Below are 23,224 nucleotides of genomic sequence, written 5' to 3'. Positions count from 1 at the left end.
GCGCCAGCATGTCGCAACCACTTTGGACGCCCTCCGCCGAACGCATCGCCGCCACGCGCATGGAGGCCTTCCGTCACTTCGTCAATCAACGCCATGGCCTGCAACTGGCCGACTACCCGGCCCTGCATGCCTGGAGCGTGGCGCAGCGCGAGACGTTCTGGCAGGCCATCGTCGACTTCTTTGAGGTGCGCTTCAGCAGCCAGCCACAGGCTGTACTGCGTGAAGGCAGCGCCATGCCCAGCGCACACTGGTTTTCCGGCGCCACACTGAACTTCGCCGAGCATCTGCTGCGCCGCCGCGATGCGCATCCAGCCCTAGTCGCCATCGGCGAAGACGGCTCACGCGAGCAGCTCAGCTATGCCGAACTGGCGGCCCATGTCGCCGGTCTGCAACGCAGCCTGCAGGCGCTCGGCGTCGGTATCGGTGATCGGGTCGCGGCCTGCATGCCCAATACCTGGCAAACCGTGGTCGGCATGCTGGCTGCAGCGAGCCTCGGCGCCAGCTGGTCGAGTTGCTCCCCGGATTTCGGCAGCCAGGGCGTGATCGACCGCTTCGGCCAGATCGAACCCACGGTATTGATCACCGCAGCGGGCTACCGCTACGCCGGCAAGAATCTCGACCAGACCGCCAAGCTCAACGAAATCCTCGAACGCCTGCCGTCGCTCCAGCAACTGCTGCTAGTGCCCTACTCCAACCCCGCGGCCCAGGCTGCCGACTTCAAGACAACCGCCAAGGTCACGCTGTGGCAGGACTTCTACCAGCCCGGCGGCGAGCCACAGTTCACCCCGGTAGCCTTCGAGCAGGCGCTGTACATCCTCTACTCCAGCGGCACCACCGGCGTGCCCAAGTGCATCGTGCATGGCGTGGGTGGCACCCTGCTGCAACATGTGAAGGAACTCGGCCTGCACACGGACCTGCACGCCACGGACACGCTGTTCTACTACACCACCTGCGGCTGGATGATGTGGAACTGGCTGGTTTCCGGCCTCGCCCTCGGCGCCACCCTGGTGTTATTCGACGGCTCGCCCTTCCATCCCGGTGCCGAACGCCTGATCGACCTGATCGATGCCGAGAACATCAGCCTGTTCGGCACCAGCGCCAAGTTCCTCGCGGCCCTGGAAAAGGCCGGTGCCAAGCCGCGCGAAAGCCACCGACTGACGCAGCTGCGCGCCATCCTCTCGACCGGTTCACCGCTGTCCCACGAGAGCTTCGAATACGTCTACCGCGAGATCAAAACCGACCTGTGCCTGTCGTCGATTTCTGGCGGCACCGATATCGTCTCCTGCTTTGCCCTCGGCAACCCGGTGCTGCCGGTGTGGCGTGGCGAGCTGCAATGCAAGGGGTTGGGCATGGATGTGCAGGTGTGGAACGACGCCGGTCAGCCAGTGGCCGGCGAAAAGGGTGAGCTGGTCTGCGCCCGCCATTTCCCCAGCATGCCGCTGGGTTTCTGGAACGACCTGCAGGGCGAGAAGTTTCAGGCCGCCTACTTCGACACCTTCCCCGGCATCTGGGCCCAGGGTGACTATGCCGAAGAGACCGAACACGGCGGCCTGGTGATCCACGGTCGCTCCGATGCCGTCCTCAACCCCGGCGGCGTGCGCATCGGCACGGCAGAAATCTATCGGCAGGTGGAAAAGGTCGAACAGGTGCTGGAATCCATTGCCATCGGCCAGGAATGGGCAGGCGATGTGCGCGTGGTGCTGTTCGTGCGCCTGCGCGATGGCGTGCAGCTGACGCCGGAGCTGGAAACGCAGATCCGCCAGGTCATCCGCGACAACACCACCCCGCGCCACGTACCAGCCAAGATCCTCCAGGTTGCCGATATTCCGCGCACCATCAGCGGCAAGATCGTCGAACTGGCCGTACGCAACGTGGTGCACGGCCGACCGGTGAAAAATACCGAGGCCCTGGCTAATCCGCAGGCGCTAGAGCTGTACCGTGATTTGCCGCAGCTGCAGGGCTGAGCGAGCCATTCCAGGCTGGTCTGCGTATAACGTCACCTGTCGCCATGCGGGCTTCCGGCTCTTCCAGGATGTACCGCGCATGGGTGTTCTTTGAGAAGGCATACGACCAGTTCACCCCAAAGAAACCGCTGTAGCAGCGGGAAAAATGTGCGGCATCGGTAAAACCGGCGGCCTTGATCGCCACAGCGCTGGGGACACCCGAGAGCGTCAAGGTGACGAACTCAATCAGCCGGTACCACAGCCGGTGCCTACGCAGCGGCGCCCCGACATGCTGGCCGAACAGCCGGATCAAGCCAGATTCGGACAGCCCAACCTCCTCTGCCAGCGTCTTGACGGAAATATTCAGCGAAGCGGTATCTCTCAGCCGCTCGATGACATGCACCACCCGCGGGTCCGGCGTGACCAGCTCATCGCCACCGCATTGCTGGATAATCGACTCCACGCGGCGTTGCGCCTCGGCGAACCCCGGTGCGTCTTCGCGCAGTTGGATCAGGCTCTCAGTCAGGCGGTTTTCGCAGGCCAGGTTGTAGTAAACCCCGCCACTGAGCGATTCCATTTTCCTTCTCAACAACAGGAAGTCGGGCTTGGCCGCATCCAGATAACAGGCCGCCATTACAGCGCCCTGATTGTCGATGCCGATCCTGCTCCCAGCGGGAATCAGGATGCTCTTGGTCGTGATCCAGTGCGCCTCGCCGGGCACCCTGAACTTCACCGAGCCTTCAAGGCACACCAGCAAGGCAGAGGCTGCCGAGTGCAAATCCCGGATGCGCAACTGGGTTCGCCCTAGGTAAAGATAACGCCGGCTGGATACATATATCAGCGCCGGCGGAGTTTCCTGTTTTGCAATCCAGTCATTCATATTTTTATTATTAGATTCAAAATGATTAATTGCATTGTGCTATCACCCTGCATTGCCAATGCCAACCTGCACCCTGATTTATATTTCCAGCAACTCGAACCGACAGCCTTTTAATACCTGAAATAGCGAGCACTTAAGAGTCGGATAAAAGTATGACGACGGTATGATTTTGTATTTAATCCGAAGTATCCATTCCCAGCATAGCGCCGACCAAAAAACTAAAATAGCGCGCAAGGTTCATTAATAGAATCAGTCATATAGCCCTGCACGTCAGCTTGCGCGAGGCATTTTCGGCCTGATTTCAGCGCGCCACTGGTGACTGCAGAGTGTCACCTTTTCACCCTGACCGGGCATTGTGCTTCCTACGGTTACCTTAGTGCTGCGTGGCTTTGCGGCAGCCAGCAGGCGAAACCTATCGCCTGATTGGTCAACACTTCACTAGCGTACGGGCCTGCCAGCAAGCACGCGCAACAAGCCCACCGACAGTTCTGTCTGACCCAGCTAATGGCTTGTATGAACTGAGAGCGATTGCTGATTGTTGCCCCAGATTGCCCTTGATACTTTCGCTGCAGCAGTTCACCGCCGGTCATGGGTGAGCTGACCACCCTGGGCTTTCTGTAAAAACAATAACAATATCCAAAGAGGCAACCTGCATGAACTTCAAAGCATCCATTGCTAAAACAGCACTACTTGTCGCGTCACTCGTCGCCAGCTCATATGTCTACTCGGCTACCGGCCCATCCGCACCGTGCACCAACTGCACACGCGGGCCAGCGCCGACCACTGCTGCCCTGAAAAGCAACACTGGCCCCTTTACCACTGCCAAGTTCTCGGTATCCGGACTGCTCAAAGGTTTTGGTAACAGCACTGTTTACTACCCCACCAATACCACCGGCAAAATGGGCGCCATTGCGGTCATCCCGGGTTTTCTGTCGTATGAAGACAGTATCGAATGGTGGGGGCCGCGCCTGGCATCCCACGGTTTCGTGGTCATGACCATGAACACCAGCACCATCTACGACCAGCCCGACAGCCGTGCCACCCAGCTCAGCAAGGCGCTGGACTACGTCATCTCCCAGAGCAACACCAGCTCCAGCCCGATCTACGGCAAGGTCGACAGTACGCGCCTGGGCGCCATTGGTTGGTCGATGGGCGGCGGCGGTTCCCTGAAGCTGTCCACCCAGCGTTCGCTGAACGCGATCATCCCGCAGGCCCCCTACTACGCCGGTCTCAACAGCTTTAATACGATCAAGACCCCGGCGCTGATTCTGGCCTGTAGCGCGGATGCCGTTGCCCCCGTCGGCGTGCATGCTTCGCCGTTCTACAACAAGATCCCCAGCACAACGCCCAAGGCATTCCTGGAGATCTACGGTGGCTCGCACTTCTGCGCCAACTCCGGCTACCCGAACCAGGACCTGCTGGGCCTGTACGGCATCTCGTGGATGAAGCGCTTCATTGACTTCGACACCCGCTACAGCCAGTTCCTTTGCGGCCCCAACCACACCGCAAGCGGCACCATTTCCGAGTACCGTCAGAACTGCCCTTACTAAGCTCTTTACAGTCGAAACGAGCTACCGAGGGGGTGAACTTAATCAGTTCACCCCCTTTTTCATGGAAGATGGAAATGCATAGAAACCCCAAAGTGAACATTTCAGGCGAGGCCAGCCAAAAGCCATGACCACACCACTCGACTGGCAGGATGAAGCGCAGGCCTTCTTCGAGGCTTTCGCGGTGGCGTTCCGCGCGTTTGACGGGCCTGTCATCGCCCAGCGTTATGCCGCGCCGTACCTTGCCCTAAGTGCAGAAGGCACTCTCAAATCGTTCACCACGCAAGAGCAGATCGGCGAGTACTTCCACGGTATCGTCGCCCAGTACCACAGCCAGGGGTGCCGCGCCTGCCGCTTCAATACGCTCGCGGTCACGCCGCTGGGCTCGAATAGCGCCCTCGCCAGCATTACCTGGGAGCTACTGGGCAGCGACGACAGCGTGATCAGTGCCTGGCGCGAGTCCTACACCCTCATGCGCACGCCGGATGGGCTGAGGGTCTTCGCCTCAATCGACCACGCCCTCTAATACCGGCGCGCCAGCGAATCGGCAGACGTGCTTACAGCCCCATCTGCTTGCTGATGATCTCGTTCATGATCTCCCGCGAGCCGCCGCCGATAGAGAGGATGCGGTTGTCGCGGTACAGGCGTTCCACCAGGCTTTCGCGCATGTAGCCCATGCCGCCGAGCATCTGTACGGCGTCGTTGGTGATGCGATCGGAAACGTCCGTTGCGAAGTTCTTGGCCATGGAGATTTCCTTGATCACGCTCTTGCCGGCCGCCATTTTCGCAGCCTGGCGGTAGGTGAAGTCGCGGGAGACTTCGAGCTGGGTGGCCATCTCGGCCAGGCGATGCTTGAGCACCTGGAATTTGCCGATCGGCTTGCCGAAAGCTTCGCGTTGTTTGGCCCAGTTCAGCGACTCCTCCAGGGCCATCTGTGAAGTCATGTTGGCCATCAGCGCCAGCGACAGGCGCTCGCTCTGGAAGTTGGCCATGATGCAGGCGAAGCCCATGTTTTCCATGCCGATCAGGTTGCCCACCGGCACCTTGCAGTCGTCGAAGAACAGTTCAGCCGTGTCCGAAGCCCACCAGCCCATCTTCTTCAGTGAGCGGCCAACCGTGAAACCGGGCGTGCCCTTTTCGATCAGCAGCAAGCTGACGCCGCCGAACCCTTCGCCCCCAGTGCGCACCGCCACGGTGTAATAGTCGGCACGCACACCGCTGGTGATGAAGGTCTTGCTGCCGGTCACGCGATAGAAGTCTCCGTCGCGTACGGCGCGGGTCTTCAGGTTGGCTACATCGGAGCCGCCGGAGGGCTCGGTCACTGCCAGGGCCATGATCTTCTCGCCGGCCAGCACCTGCGGCACCACACGCTCGCGCACCTCCGGACGGGCCCACTTGAGCACCGGCGGCAGGCCGATATCCAGCGAGCCGAGGCCCGCGACCAGGCCGCCCGAGCCCGAGCGCATCAGCTCCTCGCTGGCCGCTACCTTGGCGAACAGGTCACCCTCGTGGCTGCCACCGTACTGCTCCGGGTAACCAATGCCGAGGATGCCGGCAGCGCCTGCCTTCAGATACAGCTCACGGGGAAACGCCTCGGCCTCCTCCCAGTCCGCAATGTGCGGCAGGACTTCGCGCTCGACGAAACGGCGCACCGAATCGCGGACCAGTTGATGGGAGTCGTCGAAGTATTCCTGGAAGGCAGTCATCGGGCAGCTCTCGATTGGATTTCGCCAACCCTAACCGAGCGCTTGCTTGGTTTTCAAGGTGTAATGCGATGACCGCTCTAGCCCGCCACTCTCAGAGTTTCGCCTGGCGCAGCGCCTTGCTCACCTGGATCTGGATGGCATAGGCCGGCGCTTCGACTGCATCGGCATCGCGGGTGTAGCGCAGGGCAAATTGCTGTACGCCCCACTCCTGATACTGTTGCACATGCTGGAGTTCATGGGCCCAGAGCGCCACATCTGCGGCATCGCGCTCGGTTCGGAAAACGATCACGTCGATCAGCGTCACCGCCCGGATATCCGGGTTCTGCAACATGGCCGTGGCAAGCCCGCGCTGATCGCTGCTGCCGATCTTGTAACGCGCAGCGTCCAGCACTGGCGAGGCGTAATAAGGCAGCAACTGCTGGCGAATCGCGGGTGGCAACGAGGCGATGCCCTCGCTGACGGCGACATCCCGCGAGCGCTGCATCCAGTCGGCCAGGGCTGGGGCGGCAGTGTTGCTCACCTCTTCCTGGACCTTTTGCGGATCGGGCACGCACAGGCACAGCCCCAGGCACACCTCGAACTGGCCCGCCGGGCAGGTGTCGGCCTGGGCCGACAGGCTGATGCCGAGGGCCAGAACAATCAGCCCCACACGCTCTACGATCTTGTTTCTGGCTAGCAAGTGGCGGATACCGGTGGTTGTGAGGCGCGCATCTTGGCACACACGCCTAGCACACAGGCAAGCCACGGAATGTCTCATCGTGCGCCGCCTGACTATGCTGCAGACAAGCCGCTACGCGACAGGAGAACGCCATGCGCCAGATCTGGATAGCTTTGCTTGCCCTTGTGCTGACAGGCTGTTCGTCAAGCCTGGTCGACTACTCGCCACAGGGCATTTCCGAGCCGGAAGCCCATGCGGTGATCGAACAGATGATCCTCGCGCAACCGGGCCAGCTGCGCCCGGACTCGGTGTACATCGACAACCACTACATGGGCTTCAACGACCCCGGCGCGGCCGGTGTTCCGGTCACGCCAGCCGCCGAAGGAACGGCTGCCCGCAACGACAAGCGCATCTACTTCAACTCGATCGCCTCGGTGCAGCTGTACCAGCTGTTCAACCGCTACACCGTGCAACTGTTCGACGCAGACGGCCAGGCGCTTATCGGCTTTGCCAGCGAAAGCCAGGTGCAGGCAGAGCGCTTTATCGACGCCCTGCAGTTCTATCGCAACCAGGCGCCGGCAACGGATGGGCTGAACTGAGGCAGGACGGGCAGCCGCCGACTGATAACTCAGCCGTTGATGGGCCTACGCCCCGCCAGGGCATGGGCCAGGGTACCGCCGTCCACCAGCTCCAGCTCGCCACCCAACGGTACGCCGTGGGCAATACGGGTCAGGGCAATGCCTTTGCCGGCCAGCATCTGAGCGATGTAATGGGCAGTGGCTTCGCCTTCCACCGTCGGGTTGGTGGCAAGGATCACTTCGCTGAAAGCGGCCTCGCCGACCCGCGCCAGCAGCTCGGGAATGCCGATGGCCTCCGGGCCCAGGCCATCGAGCGGCGACAGGTGGCCCTTAAGCACAAAGTAGCGGCCGCGGTAGCCGGTCTGCTCGACGGCGAACACATCCAGCGGCCCCTCGACCACGCACAACAGCGAATCATCGCGGCGCGGGTCCGCGCACTGCGGGCACAGGTCGTCCTCACTCAGCGTGCGGCAGCGCGTGCAATGCCCCACCCCTTCCATCGCCGCCGTCAGCGCCTGCGCCAGGCGCATGCCGCCGCTGCGATCGCGCTCAAGCATCTGCAGCGCCATGCGCTGGGCCGTTTTCTGCCCCACACCGGGCAGGATGCGCAGGGCGTCGACCAATTGGCGGATCAGCGGGCTGAAGCTCATGGAGGGTTACCGTGAAAGATGGAAATTGCTTTGAGGGCTGCGCACGGAGCGAGGGGTGGCCAGACGCGGTGCAGAGCAAGGCGCGATTCGGCACGGGCAGCGGAGTTTACTGGCCGTAAATGAGCATGCCCGGGCCGAATTGCAACGCCGCTATGTGCTGCGGCTGGACGCCCCGTCTTAGAAGGGCATTTTGAAGCCGGGGGGAAGCTGCATCCCGGCTGTCACGCCGGACATCTTGTCCTGGCTGTTCTGCTCGACCTTGCGCACGGCGTCATTGACGGCTGCGGCGATCAGGTCTTCGAGCACTTCCTTGTCTTCCTGCATCAGGCTGTCGTCCAGGGTGATGCGCTTGACGTCGTGGCGACCGGTCATCACCACGCTCACCAAGCCAGCACCGGACTGGCCGGTGACTTCGGCGTTGGCCAGCTCTTCCTGCATCTTCTGCATCTTTTCCTGCATCTGCTGCGCCTGTTTCATCAGGCCTGCCATGCCACCTTTCATCATGATGGGTTCCTCAGCTTTCAATTAGGGAGTCAGGGGTTCGATGGAGTCGGCGCGGATCACCGCACCGAATTGTTGAATCATCTGCTGGATCAGCGGATCGGCGTGAATCGACTGCTCGGCCTGGCGCTGACGCTCGGCGCGCTTGCGCGAAGCGGCCTGGGCCGGGGTTTCCTGCTCAGGCAGGATCAGCTCGATGCGCAGCTTGATGGTACGCCCCAGGTGCTGGTCCAGCGCATCGTTGAGACGCCGCTGCTGGGTGGCATTGAACAGCGCACTGTGACCTGGGTCCAGGTGCAGCAGCCAGTCGTCGCCATTGGTCTCGATCAGCGTGCAGTTGGCGCCGATGCTGCCGGTCATGCCGGACAGCCCCAGGCGCGGGAACAGCTCCAGCCACTCTGCTGCCAACCCGGTGGCGGGCTTGGACGCCGGCAAGGGTTCAGCCTCGACAGCCGGCTCGGCAGCCGCAACATCGAAGTCGTAGTCGAGGTTTTCCGCATCGGTTTCGGCGTAGTCGTAGTCGCCGGGCGGCGGCTCGTCGTCATCACCCTCCTCGGCTTCTGCAACAACGGGTGCCACGGTGGCCGGGGCCACCGCTACGACAGCAGGCGCCGGATCAACCGCAGCGGGCGCTGCCAGCGGCACCGGTTCGACCTCTACAGGCATGGCGGCAAGCGGCTCGGGGACTGGCTCGGTAACCGCCAGTGCAGGCGGGTTCGCAGGTGTCTCCCAAGGCAGATCGACAACCGGGGCCTCGACAACCGGCTCGCTGACCGGCGCCACGCTAGCCACAGGTACCACTACAGGTGCCACAGGTGCTGGAGCAGGCTCGGCAGCAACCGGCGCGGCGATCGGCACCGGAGCCGAAACGACGGACGCGGCCGCAACAGGAGATGCGATAGGTGCCGGCACGGCAGCAATGGCTGCGCCGGCCACTGGGTTGTTCGTGGAATCAGCTGTGGCCTTGCTGATTCCCAGTGGCTTTGAAGGTAATTCCTTCAGCGGTGAGCGTGGCGCTCCATCGGCATCCGCCGGGCGGAACGCCAGCATGCGCAGCAAGACCATCTCGAAGCCACTGCGCGGGTCCGGCGCCAGCGGCAGGTCGCGGCGGCCGATCAAGCCCATCTGGTAGTAGAACTGCACATCTTCGGCTGGCAACGCCTGGGCCAGCGCCAGTACGCGCTCGCGATCGCCATGGCCGTTGTCCACCGCATCCGGCAGGGCCTGGGCCACGGCGACGCGGTGCAGCACATTGAGTATTTCCGCCAGCACACCACCCCAGTCCGGGCCTTGCTCGGCCAGGTGGCGCACGGCCTCCAGCAAGGCGCGGGCATCGCCTTCGAGCAGTGCATGCAGCACGCCGTAGACCTGGCCGTGATCGAGGGTGCCGAGCATGGAACGCACGTCAGCAGCCAGCACCTTGCCCTCGCCGAAGGCGATGGACTGGTCGGTGAGACTCATGGCGTCGCGCATCGAGCCATCGGCTGCGCGACCGAGCAACCACAGGGCGTCGTCTTCGAACGGGATGTTCTCGGCCGTCAGCACGTGGGTCAGGTGCTCGACCACACGCTCGGGCGGCATGTTCTTCAGGGAGAACTGCAGGCAGCGCGAGAGGATGGTCACCGGCAACTTCTGTGGGTCGGTGGTGGCCAGCAGGAACTTGACGTGGGGTGGCGGCTCTTCGAGGGTCTTGAGCAGCGCGTTGAACGAGTGCGTGGAGAGCATGTGCACTTCGTCAATCAGGTAGACCTTGTAGCGTCCGCGGCTGGGTGCGTACTGCACATTTTCCAGCAGCTCGCGGGTGTCTTCGACCTTGGTGCGGCTGGCGGCGTCGACTTCGATCAGGTCGACGAAGCGGCCCTCATCAATCTCCCGACACACCGAACAGGTGCCGCAGGGCGTCGAGCTGATGCCGGTTTCGCAGTTCAGGCACTTGGCGATGATCCGCGCGATGGTGGTCTTGCCCACCCCGCGGGTACCGGTGAACAGGTACGCATGGTGCAGGCGCTGGCTGTCCAGGGCGTTGATCAGGGCCTTGAGCACATGGGTCTGGCCGACCATTTCGCGGAACGAGCGCGGACGCCATTTACGTGCAAGAACCTGATAACTCATCGAAAACCGTCGCAGCTGGGAAGCGGAAGGGGCTAATCCTAGCGGAGCACCGGGTAAATTGCATCCGCGCCGCACGGTCACCGGGCGGGCTGTTGCAGCAGCGCCCTGACAGCGGGCCCTGCAGGCCCGGAGAAAGCCGCAATTAGAAGATGTAATCGGTAGTGATGAACCCCGATTCGCGGTTGCGGATGATCTCGCTGATCAGCTCCTTGTTCTCCGGATTGAAGCGGGTCGCCACCAGGGTGCGAATGGAGAACACGCGCAGGGCGTCCTGTACCGACAGCGTGCCCTCGGCTGAATTCTTTCGGCCGTTGAAGGGAAAACTGTCCGGGCCGCGCTGGCACTGCGCGTTGATGTTGATGCGACCGACCTGGTTGACGAAAGCATCCACCAGGCGCCCGACCTGCGCCGAGTCGTTGCCGAAGATGCTCAGCTGCTGGCCGTAGTCGGAGTGCAGCACATAGTCGATCACCTCCTTCACCTCGCGGTACGGCACCACGGGCACCAACGGACCGAACTGCTCCTCGTGGTACAGGCGCATGGCCGGCGTCACCGGGCTCAGCAGCGCCGGGTAGAAGAAACTCTGCCGGTGCGCGCCGCCGTTTGGGTTGACCACCCGCGCGCCCTTGGCCACGGCGTCGTCGAGCAGGCCGTTGAGGTACTCGACCTTACCCGGCTCAGGCAGAGGGGTCAGTGCCACGCCATCGTCCCAGGGCATGCCGGGTTTGAGCGCGGCGAGCTTGGCGGTGAATTTTTCGAGGAAGGCGTCAAGCACGTCTTCGTGGACCAAGAGGATCTTCAGCGCCGTGCAGCGCTGGCCGTTGAACGACAGCGCGCCGGTGATGGCTTCGTTCACCGCATTATCGAGGTCGACCTGCGGCAGGACGATGCCGGGGTTCTTCGCATCCAGGCCCAGCGCGGCGCGCAGGCGGTGTGGGCGCGGGTGCAGCTTCTTCAGGTCGGCGGCACCCTTGTGCGTGCCGATAAAGGCGAACACATCGATCTTGCCGCTGGCCATCAGCGCACTGACCGTCTCGCGGCCACGGCCGTAGATGATGTTGATCACCCCTGGCGGGAAGCTGTCGCGGAAGGCCTCGAGCAACGGGCGGATCAGCAGCACGCCGAACTTGGCCGGCTTGAACACCACGGTGTTGCCCATGATCAGCGCCGGGATCAACGTGGTGAAGGTCTCGTTCAGCGGGTAGTTGTACGGACCCATGCACAGCGCCACGCCCAGCGGTACGCGGCGGATCTGGCCGAGGGTGCCCTGCTCCAGCTCGAAGCGGCTGGAATGGCGGTCCAGTTCCTTGAGCGACTCGATGGTGTCGACGATGTAGTCGCAAGTGCGGTCGAACTCTTTCTCCGAATCCTTGAGGTTCTTGCCGATCTCCCACATCAGCAAGCGCACCACCGCCTCGCGCTGCTCGCGCATGCGCTTGAGGAAATGCTCGACATGCTGGATGCGCTCAGCCACGCGCAGGTTCGGCCACAGACCCTGGCCGTGGTCATAGGCCTGCACGGCGGCATCCAGCGCCGCCAGCGCGGCCTCGGCATCCAGCAGCGGCGTGCTGCCCAGCGCCACTTGTGTATCGCCCTGCTCGCTGGCCAGGAAGATCGGGCTGCGCACGGTCGCCAGCGGGCCATCCCAGCGCACCAGTTCGCCATTGAGCAGATACTCACGCTGCTCGATGGGCGCGCCGGGGCGGTATCGCTCGGGAATCTCGGCGGCGGTGGGAAACAGGTGCTCGAGCTGGCTTGCTGTGGTCATGACGGTGCCTGAAGAAAAAGGTGAGGTTCAGTGCGCGCGGCTGGTGGCGGGCGTCTCGCCCTGCTCCGCTTCACTGTGCGGGCTCAGCAGCTCCTGCTGCTCGGCGTAGCGCGCGCGGATATCGAAGTCACGCGGGTAAGCCTGTTCGGCCGCTTCGGGCTCGCGTGTGTCCAGCCGGGTGGAGTCAGTCATGGTCAACCTCTCACGGTGGGAATGGGGTTCAGCTATCCAGCAGTTGCAGGGCTTCGGCGCTGGCAGCCTGGATGCGCGCCCAGTCGCCCTGGCGAATCCAGGCGCGGTCCATCATCCAGGTACCGCCCACGCACATCACATTGGGCTGGGCCAGGTAGTCGCGCACATTGCTTGGCACGACGCCGCCGGTGGGGCAAAAGCGCACGTTGCCGAACGGTCCGCCAAGGGCCTTGAGGGCGGCCACACCACCGGAAATTTCCGCGGGAAACAGCTTGAAGCGGCGATAGCCCAGGGCGTAACCGAGCATGATTTCCGAGGCACTGCTGATGCCCGGCAGCAACGGCAGCGGGCTGTAGACACCGGCGCGCAGCAGCTCGGCGGTGCAGCCCGGGGTCACGATGAACTGTGCCCCGGCAGCTTCGGCTTCGGCCAGCATCAGCTCATCGAGCACGGTGCCGGCGCCCACGCACAGCTGCGGACGCTGCTTACGCAGCAGGCGAATAGCACGCAGGCCGAATTCGGAGCGCAAGGTGATTTCCAGGGTGCGCAGGCCGCCAGCGGCCAGGGCATCGGCGAGCGGCAGGATGTCTTCTTCACGCTCGATGGTGATCACCGGCAGGATGCGCGCCTCGGCACACAGACGGTCGATCAACTGCGCCTTGTCGGCCATGCTCGGCACCGCGTCGCGGCAGCTCAGCGACTGAGGGGAAACACTGCTCATGGGGCGATCCTTCGGGCTCAGGGGCACCAGTAGATTTCAAGAGGGTGACGGAGGAAGGCGCGAATCGGCATCTGCGCATCCCCCTCGGCGGCCAGGGCCTGCTTCAAGGTGTCGAGCTTGCCGCGTCCCTGCACAGCCAGCAGGGTCAGGCGCGCCCCGGCCAGCAGTGCCAGCGGCATGCTCAGGCGCTGATGCGGCACGCTGGGCGCGTGCATCGGCAGGCAGCGCTGCGTGCAATCGACGCTCAATGCCAGGTCGAGATTGATGCTGGCGGGGAACAGCGACGCGGTATGCCCGTCCTCACCCATGCCCAGCACCAGCACGTCGATCGGCTGCGGCAACTCGGCCAGCGCCAGGTGCGCCAGCGCCGCCGACTCTTCCAGGCTTGCTGCCGGCTGGTAAAGGCCGACGAAGCGCGCCTTGGCTGCCGCGCCTTGCAGCAGGTGGCGACGCACCAGGCCCTCATTGCTGTCGGCATGGCTGACCGGCACCCAGCGTTCATCCGCCAGGCTGACGGCCACCCGCGACCAGTCCAGTTCCTGACGCGCCAGGCGCTCGAAGAACACAATCGGGCTGCGCCCGCCGGATACCACCAGACTGGCCACACCACGGGTTTCGATAGCCAGGCGCAGCGCATTGGCCACGGTCACGGCCAGTTCGCCGGCCAGCTGTTCGGCGTTGCTCAGGCCGAAGCCGAGCACCTGCGCCGGCAGTTTGAGATTAGAGATCGCCATACCAGTCCTTGCCATCACGGGTGATCAACGCAATGGAGGCCGCCGGCCCCCAGGTGCCCGCCGCATAGGGCTTGGGCGCGCTGCCTTGGCGCTGCCAGCCGGCGATCAACTGATCGCACCACTGCCAGGCGTATTCGATTTCGTCCTTGCGCACGAAGAGGTTCTGGTTGCCCTTCATCACTTCGAGCAGCAAGCGTTCATAAGCATCGGGGATGCGCATGCTGCGGTAAGTATCGGAAAAACTCAGCTGCAAGGGGCCGCTGCGCAGTTGCATGCCTTTATCCAGGCCTTGCTCCTTGGTCATCACCTGCAGCGAGATACCTTCGTCCGGTTGCAGGCGGATGATCAGCCGGTTGCTGATCAGCGGCCGCTGCTCGGGGGCGAAGATGTAGTGCGGCGGCTCCTTGAAGTGGATGACGATCTGCGACAGCTTCTGCGGCATGCGTTTGCCGGTGCGCAGGTAGAACGGCACCCCGGACCAGCGCCAGTTGCGGATTTCCGCGCGCAGGGCGACGAAGGTCTCGGTGTGGCTCTGCGCATTGGCGTTGTCTTCTTCCAGGTAGCCCGGCACCGCCTTGCCCTTGATGCTGCCGGCCACGTATTGGCCGCGTACCACTTGCTGGCCGAGCTGCTCGGCGGTGATCGGCGCCAGGGCCTTGAGCACCTTGACCTTCTCGTCGCGGATGCTGTCGGCCGACAGGTCGCTCGGCGGGTCCATGGCCACCAGGCAGAGCAGTTGCAGCAAGTGGTTCTGGATCATGTCGCGCAGCTGGCCGGCCTGGTCGAAATAGCCCCAGCGCCCTTCGATGCCCACCTGCTCGGCCACGGTGATCTCCACGTGGGAGATGTGGTGCTGGTTCCACTGGCTTTCGAACAGGCTGTTGGCAAAGCGCAGGGCAATCAGGTTTTGCACCGTCTCCTTGCCCAGGTAGTGGTCGATCCGGTAGATGCGGCTTTCCGGAAAGTAGCGCGCCACGGCATCGTTGACCGCTAGCGAGGACGCCAGGTCATGACCGATCGGCTTTTCCAGTACCACGCGGGTGCGCTCGGCCAAGCCGCTGTGCGCCAGGCCACTGCAGATCGCGCCGTATACCGAGGCCGGCGTGGCGAAGTAGGCAATCAGCTGCTCGACGCGGCCGAGCTTGTCGGCCAACGCCGGGTAAGCCTCAGCGCTGAGAAAATCCATGCTCAGGTAATCGAGGCGCGCGCTGAAGCGTTGTAGCGTCGCGTCATCAAGGTCATCGGCCGCCACATGCAGGCGCAGGTGCTGGTCGATCACAGCCAGGTGCTGCTGTGGCTCACCGCTTTCGCGGCCGAGGGCCAGGATACGGGTATCGGCATGCAGCAGCCCGGCCTGATCAAGCTGATAAAGCGCGGGAAACAGCTTGCGCAGGGCCAGGTCGCCGGAGGCGCCAAACAGAGCAAGCGTGCAGGCTTCAATGGATTGCGGAATCATTTTATTTGTTCTTTCGTCAAACATGGCCATATGAATACACCCGCTTTCGCTATCCATCAAGAGAAAATGTAGTAATAAAACAACATTTACCCGTAACCTAGACATCCAACCCCAGATTCCTATGGCTGCGCACCGAGGTGCTCAGTACGATAGGCCACCGTTTTCAGCCCCAGGAACCGACATGGACCGAGTGAACAACCTGCTGGAGCAGATCCAGAATCGCCTTGGCGAGCTGAACAAGGCCGAGCGCAAGGTCGCCGAAGTGATCCTCGCCGCCCCGCAGCAAGCCACCCGCTACAGCATTGCGGCGCTGGCCCAGGCTGCCCAGGTCAGCGAACCGACGGTGAATCGCTTCTGCCGCTCCTTCGGTGTCGGCGGCTATCCCGAGCTGAAGATGCAGCTGGCGCAGAGCCTGGCCAGCGGCGCGGCCTACGTCAGCCGCGCAGTGGAAGCCGACGATGGCCCCGAGGCCTACACCAGCAAGATCTTCGGCAGCGCCATCACCTCATTGGACAGCGCCTGCAAAGCGCTTGATCCGCAGCTGATCAGCCGCGCCGTCGACCTGCTGATCCAGGCTCGGCAGATCCACTTCTTCGGCCTCGGCGCCTCGGCCTCGGTAGCCCTGGATGCCCAGCACAAGTTCTTCCGCTTCAACCTCGCGGTTTCCGCCCACTCCGACGTACTGATGCAGCGCATGCTGGCGTCGGTGGCACATACCGGTGATCTGTTCGTGATCATTTCCTACACCGGACGCACCCGAGAACTGGTGGAAGTGGCGCGTGCGGCGCGACAGAACGGCGCCTCGGTACTCGGCCTGACCGCTGCCGACTCGCCGCTGGCCAAGGCCAGCACCCTGAGCCTGAACATCCCGTTGCCGGAAGACACCGACATCTACATGCCGATGACTTCGCGCATCATCCAGCTCACGGTGCTCGATGTGCTGGCCACCGGCATGACCCTGCGCCGCGGCGTGGACTTCCAGCCGCACCTGCGCAAGATCAAGGAAAGCCTCAACGCCAGCCGCTTCCCCAGCGACGCCGAAACCGAGTAAAGACCTCACCGCCCTACTCCAGCCTGGCCCGCAGGCTTAGCCGGGCCTCGGCGCCTGGCTCCAGGGTCAGGCTGTCAGCACCACAGCCAGCCACCTGCACACTGAGAAACCCCAGTGCCTCGCGCCAGGACACATCACCAAGCGGCCGGCCACCGGGGTGCCAGACCACGCAATTGGGGCCTGCGCCGGTATCGATGCGCAGGCGTCGCTGCCACGCCAGGTCCTGCAGATGCAGAGCCCCCGCCTGGCGAAAAACTCGATGACAACCTTCGGCGACACGCAGCTCGCCGTCCTGCTGACAGGGTTGGCGCAGCAGCAGATCCTGGCCACGCGCGCCTTCCAGCCCACCCAGGCTGACCCGCGACACGTCGCTGACCGCCCAGTAGGCATGCAGGGCATGGCTGAGCTGGCAGGCTTCGCTGTCGCTGTGCTGCGTCACCAGTTGCAGGTCCAGCTCCGCACCCAGGCGGGCATGCAGTTCCACCCGCCAGTCGCACAGTTCCAGCCGCCAGACCAGGTACACGCCGTGTCGGTCGCTCTCCTTGCTCACCAGGCGCCAGTCATTCAGCCGCGCCCAGCCATGATGCGGCCAACCACTTTCATTGGGATGGCGGCCGAACCACGGCCAGCAAATCGGAACCCCGCCGCGAATGGCGCCGAGGTTATGCCAGTGCGCCGCACACCACAGCCACGGGCGCTGACCACGCGGCTGGAAGTGCAACAACTGACCGCCCTGCCGACTGAACACCGCCTGACACAACGGATGCTCGATCAGCAGCAGGTCGCGCCCTTGATGCCTGTCCCAGCGGAACACCTGGCGCGACGAAAATCGGAACAGCGCCGCCAGCGGATGTTCCGCCAGCGCGCTGCGCCCGGCAGGCGCGAGGTGTGGTTCAACGACCACCACGACGCCCCTCCTGCCCGGTCATTTCCACCAGTACTCCACCTGTACGCCAAAGTTGGAACCGTGCAGATCGGTGCCGAAGACGCCGGTATCGGACAGCGCCGAACCCGCCGCGACCATGCTCGCCGAGCGCTGCGCCGCTTCGTTCCAGCTGGCATAGGTGTAATACAGGCGCACTTCCGGGCGGGTCCAGAAGCCCGGACCACCCGGCGCCCAGGTCGGCGCCACGGTGAATTTGGTCAGCTTGCGGGTGCCGTCAGGCGCTTCGACCTGGTCACGACCGATCTCGCCCACCAACTTGAACTCCTCGGTAAAGGCGTAGCTGGTACGCCCGCCCACCGACAGCCAGTTCTGGTCGGCACCGTCGTCACGCTTGTCCTTCTGGTAGATCAGCTCGACCTGGCCACCCAGGCGCGGGGTCATCTGGAAGTCGAAGAATTCCACGGCACGCCAGCTGGTGGCGCTGCTGTCGAGGGTCGGATCACCGGTATAACCGAGGCCAGTCCCCGGGCCTTCACCGTATTGCAGGGCGAAGGTGTTGACCCCACCGAGGAACTCTTTCTGCTTGTGCTGCGCCGTCACCGACCAGCCGCTGTGGGCATCGCTGCTGTCAGGCTTGTCGATATAGCTGGCGCCAACTTCCATCTCGCCATTGGGGTTGGTCTGGAAGCCCGCAACGTTGAAGTCATGGCGATTGATATACGGCTTCTGGAAGTAATCATCCTTGCGCGAGAACACGTAGCTGTACTTCAGGTCGCCGATCTTCACGCTGTCCAGGCCGGCGCCAGTGGCGCTCTGGTTCCAGTAGTAGAAGTCGGAGATATGGATGTCGTTACGTTTGTAGAAGCGCCGACCGGCCCACAGCGAACCGCCATTGAGCGCCGACATGTTGCTCCACTCGGCATACATCTGGTTCATCCGGGCGAAGCCGTAATCGCCGGTGAATTCGGGCGTGTGGCCGTACTCGTTGTACAGCTGGGCCATGCCCTCGACGCTGATCTGCGAGCCGTCGTCGAGGCTCAACAAGTCCTGGCGCAGGTCCAGCTCCGCGTACTGTTCGCACTCGTTACCGAGGCGGTACTTGGACTTGGCGCCGGGCAGCTGGAAGCAGGCCTGCGAGCCACCCTCCACGGAGCCGCCGGCGCCACTGCGCACGTAACCGGTGAACTCCGTGCCGGGCGCCAGCTCCACACCCCAGGATGTTCCCGGCAGTGCGAGCAGCGCGCAGGGTACTAGCCACAAACCTCTATTCATCGTGTTCATATCCACTCCACTGGTTTTTATTGTTGTATTGCCTGGATACCCGGCCCTGGGCGAAGCGAGACGGCAGCACCCGCCCCGGCCGTCTCTTAACGGCCCTTGAACTGCGCGACGTTGGTCGCCCGCTCAATGGCCCGTGTCTTTCCCAGCCCGCCCAGCCGCTCCCCGCTGTGCGCGTCGAACAGCAGGACCTTGCTCGGGTCGAATTGCAGCGCCAGGGTTTCGCCGATCTGCGGCGCCGCATCCGGCGCCAGGCGGCAGCACACCTTGGTCTGGTTGAGGTTGACGAACACCAGGGTGTCCGGCCCGGTGGGCTCGGTGACTTCCACCTCGGCGCGAATCGACGGCAGCTCGCTGCCGTTGGCCAGCTGGATCTGCTCCGGACGCACGCCAAGAATCACTTCGCGGTGCTCCAGGCCCTCCTCCATCTCGCCCAGCGGCAGTTCGCAACGCGCCTGACCGCTGTCGAGCAGCGCCCACAGCTGACCATCGCGACGCTGCAGGCGCAGCGGGATGAAGTTCATCGGTGGTGAACCGATGAAGCTGGCGACGAACAGGTTGGCCGGATCGTTGTAGATCTGCTGCGGCGTGCCGAACTGCTGGATCACCCCGTCCTTCATCACTGCCACCTTGTCGCCCAGGGTCATGGCTTCGATCTGGTCGTGGGTGACGTAGACCGTGGTGGTCTTCAGGCGCTGGTGCATCAGTTTGATTTCGGTGCGCATCTCTACGCGCAGCTTGGCGTCGAGGTTCGACAGCGGCTCGTCGAACAGGTAGATCTTCGGCCGCCGCGCCAGCGCCCGGCCCATGGCCACGCGCTGCTGCTGGCCGCCGGAGAGCTGGCCCGGCTTGCGCGCCAGCAGGTGTTCGATCTGCAGCAGCTTGGCCACGCGCGCCACTTCAGTCTCGATGTCGGCCGGCGCCATCTTGCGGATCTTCAGGCCGAAGGCGATGTTGTCGCGCACGCTCATGGTCGGGTACAGCGCGTAGGACTGGAACACCATGGCGATGTCGCGATCCTTGGGGCTTTGCCCACTGATGTCGGCGCCATCCACCAGGATCGCCCCGCCACTGATGCCTTCCAGGCCGGCGATGCAGTTCATCAGGGTGGATTTGCCGCAGCCGGACGGGCCAACCAGGATCAGGAACTCGCCGGAATCGATCTTCAGCTCGATGTCCTTGAGGGTGTCTGCCAGGCCGCTGCCGTAGGTTTTGTTGACGTTGCGCAGTTCGAGGGTTGCCATGGATCGTTACCTCAGCCTTTGACTGCGCCAGCCGTCAGGCCGCGCAGGAAATATTTACCGGCTACGACGTAGACCAGCAGAGTGGGCAGGCCGGCGATCATCGCGGCGGCCATGTCGACGTTGTATTCCTTGGCCCCGGTGCTGGTGTTGACCAGGTTGTTGAGGGCCACGGTGATGGGCTGGGTGTCGCCACTGGCGAACACCACGCCGAACAGAAAGTCGTTCCAGATCTGGGTGAACTGCCAGATCAGGCAGACCATGATCGTGGGGATCGACATGGGCAGCAGGATCCGCCCGAAGATGGTGAAGAACCCCGCGCCATCCAGGCGCGCAGCCCGCACCAGGGCATCCGGCACGCTGACGTAGAAGTTGCGAAAGAACAGCGTGGTGAACGCCAGGCCATACACCACATGCACCAGCACCAGGCCGGCGGTGGTGTTGGCCAGGCCGAATTTGCCAAGGGTGAAGGACGCCGGCAGCAGCACCACCTGGAACGGCAGGAAGCAGCCGAACAGCAGCAGGCCGAAGAACAGTTGCGAACCCTTGAAGCGCCACATCGACAGCACGTAGCCGTTGAGTGCGCCGAGCAGCGTGGAGATCAGCACGGCCGGCACGGCGATCTTCACCGAGTTCCAGAAATAGCCGCCGACGCTGTCCCAGGCCTTGACCCAGCCGATCAGGGTGAACACATCGGGTATCGACAGCAGGTTGCCGGTACGGATGTCATCCGGCGTCTTGAAGCTGGTCAGCAGCATCACCAGCAACGGAATCAGGTAGACCGCGCAGGCAACGATCAGGGTGGCGTAGATCGCCACGCGGCTGAGGCTGAATGGAGACTTCCCGGCCAGGCTAGTCATGGCGCTTGTTCCTCAGTTCGGAATACAGATACGGCACGATGATCGCCAGCACGGCGCCGAGCATCAGCATTGCGCTCGCCGCGCCAAGGCCCATCTGGCCGCGGGTAAAGGTGTGGGCGTACATGAACATCGCCGGCAGGTCGGAGGAGTAGCCGGGGCCGCCCGCGGTCATCGCCGCTACCAGGTCGAAACTCTTGATGGCGATGTGCGCGAGGATCATCAGCGCGCTGAAGAACACCGGGCGCAGGCTCGGCAGCACGATGCGCAGGTAGATGGTCGGCAGGCTGGCACCATCGACCTGGGCGGCGCGGATGATCGACTGATCGACGCCACGCAAACCAGCAAGGAACAGCGCCATGACGAAACCCGAGGACTGCCACACGGCGGCGATCACCAGGCAGTAGACGACGCGATCCGGGTCCACCAGCCAGTCCAGGCGAAAGCCCTCCCAGCCCCAGTCGCGCAGCAGCTTGTCCAGCCCCAGGCCCGGGTTGAGCAGCCACTTCCAGGCGGTGCCGGTGACGATCATCGACAGCGCCATGGGGTACAGGTAGACGGTACGAATGAAGCCTTCACGACGGATGCGCTGATCCAGCAGCACCGCCAGGAACACCCCCAGCACCAGGCTGATGGCGATGAACAGGCCGCCGAACAGCAGCAGGTTGTGGCTGGCCACCCACCAGCGATCGTTGTCCCACAGGCGCTCGTACTGCTGCAGGCCCACCCACTTGTAGCTGGGCATGAAGCGCGAATTGGTGAAGGACAGCAGGAAGGTCCACAGGATGTAGCCGTAGAAGCCGACCAGCACGATCAGCACACTCGGCGCCAACACCAGCTTGGGTAGCCAGCGCTGCAGCGCGTCGAACGGCGACGCCTTGGTGAAAACTGCGATTGAACTCATGGGTACTCCGTTGACGCAGAAACAGATGCCGGGCAGGTGAAGCCCGCGCCTCGGCGGTGTCGCAAAACGCGGATTGCTCCGCCCTACCAATCCCGCGCCGGCAAAAAATCGGCGCGACAGTTCCCGCAGCGCATGCCGTGAGGCATGCACTCGAAAGCGAAATCCGAGGAAACGGCGGGCCAGGCCCGCCTTACGACTGCGGCCGTCTAGGCGACGGCCGCGGGCGCCTTACTGCACCGCCTGGATGGCGGCAGCCAGTTGCTGCGCCGCCTTTTTCGGGTCGGCAGCCGGGTCGTTGAAGAAGTTGGTGACCACGTCGAACACCGCGCCCTGCACGTAGCTGGAGGCGGCCATGCCGTGGGCCAGGCTCGGCTGCAGACCATTGCCTGCCGCGGCCTGCTTGAAGTCCTTCATCGACTGCTGGGCACAGCTGTCGAAGCTGCTCATGTCCTGGTCCAGGCGAACCGGGATGGAGCCCTTGTTCTGGTTGAAGAACTGTTGGAACTCCGGCGACATGACGGTACGCGCCAGGTCGTTCTGCGCCTTGCGGTTGCCTTCATCGCTGAGCTTGAACATCGCCAGGGAGTCGATGTTGTAGGCGAAGCTGCCTTGCGTGCCGGGGAATGGCAGGCACTGGTAGTCCTGACCCGCCACCTTGCCGGCGGCAGTCCACTCGCTCTTGGCCCAGTCGCCCATGATCTGCATGCCGGCCTTGCCGTTGATCACCAGGCCGGCGGCGGTGTTCCAGTCGCGACCGGCAGCGTCGGCATCGATGTAGCCGTGGAGTTTTTTCAGGGTGGCGAAGACTTCAACCATCTTGTCGCCGGTAAGCGTCGCCTTGTCCTGGTCGACGAAGGCCTTGTGGTAGCCCTCTGGGCCGAGGATGGCGAACACCAGGTCCTCGAACACGGTGCCGTCCTGCCACGGTTGGCCGCCATGGGCGAGCGGAATGAAACCGGCGGCCTTGAGCTTGTCGGCGGCGGCGAAGAATTCGTCGAGGGTGGTCGGCGGCGTGGCGCCGGCCTTCTTGAACACCTCGGGGTTGATCCACAGCCAGTTGACCCGGTGTACGTTGACCGGCACGGCTACGTAATGGCCGTCGTACTTCATGATGCTGGCAACCTGCTTGGGCAGCAGGCTGTCCCACTTGCCTTCGTCGGCGACTTCGTCCAGCTCGGTGAGCAGGCCCAGCTCGCCCCATTCCTGGATATCCGGGCCTTTGATCTGTGCCGCGGACGGCGGATTGCCGGATACGGCACGGGTCTTCAGCACGGTCATGGCCGCTTCACCACCACCACCGGCAACGGCGAAGTCTTTCCAGGTGTGGCCTTTGTCTTCGACCAGTTTCTTCAGCGTATCGGCTGCGCGCTTTTCGCCACCCGAAGTCCACCAGTGCAGGACTTCGACTTCACCAGCAAGGGCGGAAAGGGGAAACAACGAGGCGAGGGAAACGACAACGGCCAGGCGGGAGATCGCGTTCATGGAAGTACCTTTATTGTTGTTATGCCAGTGCAAGTCATGGTGCTTGCGCTTGCATTCGAGTCTAACCACGCCGCGTTTC

Annotated in this window: 22 protein-coding genes; 5 read left to right on the top strand and 17 right to left on the bottom strand. The window is 63.4% G+C overall.

Annotation, left to right across the window (positions count from 1 at the left end; all coding sequences use genetic code 11):
• The first annotated feature begins 8 nt into the window (after window positions 1-8).
• On the top strand, window positions 9-1,964 hold the full coding sequence (locus tag H3H51_RS13225; RefSeq protein WP_183089523.1) for an acetoacetate--CoA ligase: 1,956 nt from the start codon (window positions 9-11) through the stop codon (window positions 1,962-1,964).
• On the opposite strand, the gene H3H51_RS13220 is transcribed toward H3H51_RS13225, so the two are convergent.
• On the bottom strand, window positions 1,912-2,823 hold the full coding sequence (locus H3H51_RS13220; protein WP_183089522.1) for a helix-turn-helix domain-containing protein: 912 nt from the start codon (window positions 2,821-2,823) through the stop codon (window positions 1,912-1,914). The two genes, H3H51_RS13225 and H3H51_RS13220, sit on opposite strands and share 53 nt — an antisense overlap.
• A 653-nt stretch (window positions 2,824-3,476) precedes the next feature.
• On the opposite strand from H3H51_RS13220, the gene H3H51_RS21395 reads away from it, so the two are divergent.
• Both H3H51_RS21395 and H3H51_RS13210 read left to right on the top strand, forming a co-directional pair.
• Window positions 3,477-4,373: a poly(ethylene terephthalate) hydrolase family protein gene (locus H3H51_RS21395; RefSeq protein WP_268945827.1), complete on the top strand. Its 897-nt coding sequence runs from the start codon at window positions 3,477-3,479 to the stop codon at window positions 4,371-4,373.
• A gap of 124 nt (window positions 4,374-4,497) precedes the next feature.
• Entirely contained in the window at window positions 4,498-4,896 is a 399-nt protein-coding gene (locus H3H51_RS13210) for a hypothetical protein (RefSeq protein WP_183089520.1), read from the top strand.
• A gap of 31 nt (window positions 4,897-4,927) precedes the next feature.
• On the opposite strand, the gene H3H51_RS13205 is transcribed toward H3H51_RS13210, so the two are convergent.
• Together H3H51_RS13205 and H3H51_RS13200 are read right to left on the bottom strand one after the other, a co-directional pair.
• Window positions 4,928-6,076: an acyl-CoA dehydrogenase family protein gene (locus H3H51_RS13205; protein WP_183089519.1), complete on the bottom strand. Its 1,149-nt coding sequence runs from the start codon at window positions 6,074-6,076 to the stop codon at window positions 4,928-4,930.
• 91 nt (window positions 6,077-6,167) lie between these two features.
• Window positions 6,168-6,725, bottom strand: coding sequence for an eCIS core domain-containing protein (locus H3H51_RS13200; protein ID WP_328803659.1), 558 nt, complete (start codon window positions 6,723-6,725; stop codon window positions 6,168-6,170).
• Window positions 6,726-6,886: 161 nt separating this feature from the next.
• Between H3H51_RS13200 and H3H51_RS13195 the strand changes: the two genes are divergently transcribed.
• Window positions 6,887-7,333: a hypothetical protein gene (locus tag H3H51_RS13195; protein ID WP_183089517.1), complete on the top strand. Its 447-nt coding sequence runs from the start codon at window positions 6,887-6,889 to the stop codon at window positions 7,331-7,333.
• Window positions 7,334-7,362: 29 nt separating this feature from the next.
• On the opposite strand, the gene recR is transcribed toward H3H51_RS13195, so the two are convergent.
• The 8 genes from recR to zwf all read right to left on the bottom strand — a co-directional run bounded on the left by recR (window position 7,363) and on the right by zwf (window position 15,446).
• Window positions 7,363-7,962 carry a recombination mediator RecR gene (recR, locus tag H3H51_RS13190; RefSeq protein WP_183089516.1) on the bottom strand — a complete coding sequence of 200 codons (600 nt, stop codon included), beginning with the start codon at window positions 7,960-7,962 and terminating at the stop codon, window positions 7,363-7,365.
• A 177-nt stretch (window positions 7,963-8,139) separates the two neighbouring features.
• The gene (locus H3H51_RS13185; protein ID WP_183089515.1) at window positions 8,140-8,466 is read right to left on the bottom strand and encodes a YbaB/EbfC family nucleoid-associated protein; all 327 of its coding nucleotides are present in this window, start codon (window positions 8,464-8,466) and stop codon (window positions 8,140-8,142) included.
• Window positions 8,467-8,487: 21 nt separating this feature from the next.
• Entirely contained in the window at window positions 8,488-10,575 is a 2,088-nt protein-coding gene (dnaX, locus tag H3H51_RS13180) for a DNA polymerase III subunit gamma/tau (RefSeq protein ID WP_183089514.1), read from the bottom strand.
• 142 nt (window positions 10,576-10,717) lie between these two features.
• Entirely contained in the window at window positions 10,718-12,343 is a 1,626-nt protein-coding gene (locus H3H51_RS13175) for an NADP-dependent glyceraldehyde-3-phosphate dehydrogenase (RefSeq protein WP_183089513.1), read from the bottom strand.
• A 27-nt stretch (window positions 12,344-12,370) separates the two neighbouring features.
• Window positions 12,371-12,535, bottom strand: a complete 165-nt coding sequence (locus H3H51_RS13170; protein WP_183089512.1) for a hypothetical protein — start codon at window positions 12,533-12,535, stop codon at window positions 12,371-12,373.
• A 28-nt stretch (window positions 12,536-12,563) separates the two neighbouring features.
• Window positions 12,564-13,256 (bottom strand): bifunctional 4-hydroxy-2-oxoglutarate aldolase/2-dehydro-3-deoxy-phosphogluconate aldolase, encoded by a 693-nt coding sequence (locus H3H51_RS13165; RefSeq protein ID WP_328803658.1) that lies wholly within the window; start codon window positions 13,254-13,256, stop codon window positions 12,564-12,566.
• Window positions 13,257-13,273: 17 nt separating this feature from the next.
• Window positions 13,274-13,990, bottom strand: a complete 717-nt coding sequence (gene pgl, locus H3H51_RS13160) for a 6-phosphogluconolactonase (RefSeq protein ID WP_183089511.1) — start codon at window positions 13,988-13,990, stop codon at window positions 13,274-13,276.
• The gene (zwf, locus tag H3H51_RS13155) at window positions 13,977-15,446 is read right to left on the bottom strand and encodes a glucose-6-phosphate dehydrogenase (RefSeq protein WP_183089510.1); all 1,470 of its coding nucleotides are present in this window, start codon (window positions 15,444-15,446) and stop codon (window positions 13,977-13,979) included. The genes pgl and zwf overlap by 14 nt, the downstream gene beginning before the upstream one ends.
• Before the next feature lie 181 nt (window positions 15,447-15,627).
• Between zwf and H3H51_RS13150 the strand changes: the two genes are divergently transcribed.
• Window positions 15,628-16,497 (top strand): MurR/RpiR family transcriptional regulator, encoded by an 870-nt coding sequence (locus tag H3H51_RS13150; protein WP_220791000.1) that lies wholly within the window; start codon window positions 15,628-15,630, stop codon window positions 16,495-16,497.
• A gap of 13 nt (window positions 16,498-16,510) precedes the next feature.
• Here H3H51_RS13150 and H3H51_RS13145 read toward each other — a convergent pair whose 3' ends face one another.
• From H3H51_RS13145 to H3H51_RS13120, 6 genes are all read right to left on the bottom strand, one after another.
• Complete coding sequence (locus H3H51_RS13145) at window positions 16,511-17,359, bottom strand: D-hexose-6-phosphate mutarotase (protein ID WP_183089874.1); 849 nt, start codon at window positions 17,357-17,359, stop codon at window positions 16,511-16,513.
• 63 nt (window positions 17,360-17,422) lie between these two features.
• The gene (locus H3H51_RS13140) at window positions 17,423-18,664 is read right to left on the bottom strand and encodes a maltoporin (RefSeq protein WP_183089509.1); all 1,242 of its coding nucleotides are present in this window, start codon (window positions 18,662-18,664) and stop codon (window positions 17,423-17,425) included.
• Between the two features lie 86 nt (window positions 18,665-18,750).
• Window positions 18,751-19,905: an ABC transporter ATP-binding protein gene (locus tag H3H51_RS13135; protein WP_183089508.1), complete on the bottom strand. Its 1,155-nt coding sequence runs from the start codon at window positions 19,903-19,905 to the stop codon at window positions 18,751-18,753.
• Between the two features lie 11 nt (window positions 19,906-19,916).
• Complete coding sequence (locus H3H51_RS13130; RefSeq protein WP_183089507.1) at window positions 19,917-20,762, bottom strand: carbohydrate ABC transporter permease; 846 nt, start codon at window positions 20,760-20,762, stop codon at window positions 19,917-19,919.
• Window positions 20,755-21,663: a carbohydrate ABC transporter permease gene (locus tag H3H51_RS13125; RefSeq protein WP_183089506.1), complete on the bottom strand. Its 909-nt coding sequence runs from the start codon at window positions 21,661-21,663 to the stop codon at window positions 20,755-20,757. Before H3H51_RS13125 ends, H3H51_RS13130 begins: the two co-directional genes overlap by 8 nt.
• Before the next feature lie 228 nt (window positions 21,664-21,891).
• Window positions 21,892-23,145 (bottom strand): ABC transporter substrate-binding protein, encoded by a 1,254-nt coding sequence (locus H3H51_RS13120; protein ID WP_183089505.1) that lies wholly within the window; start codon window positions 23,143-23,145, stop codon window positions 21,892-21,894.
• Window positions 23,146-23,224 lie beyond the last annotated feature (79 nt).

Origin of the sequence: Aquipseudomonas ullengensis (assembly GCF_014174475.1) — a bacterium.
GTDB lineage: Bacteria > Pseudomonadota > Gammaproteobacteria > Pseudomonadales > Pseudomonadaceae > Aquipseudomonas > Aquipseudomonas ullengensis.
This window is presented reverse-complemented; position numbering and strand designations above follow the sequence as displayed.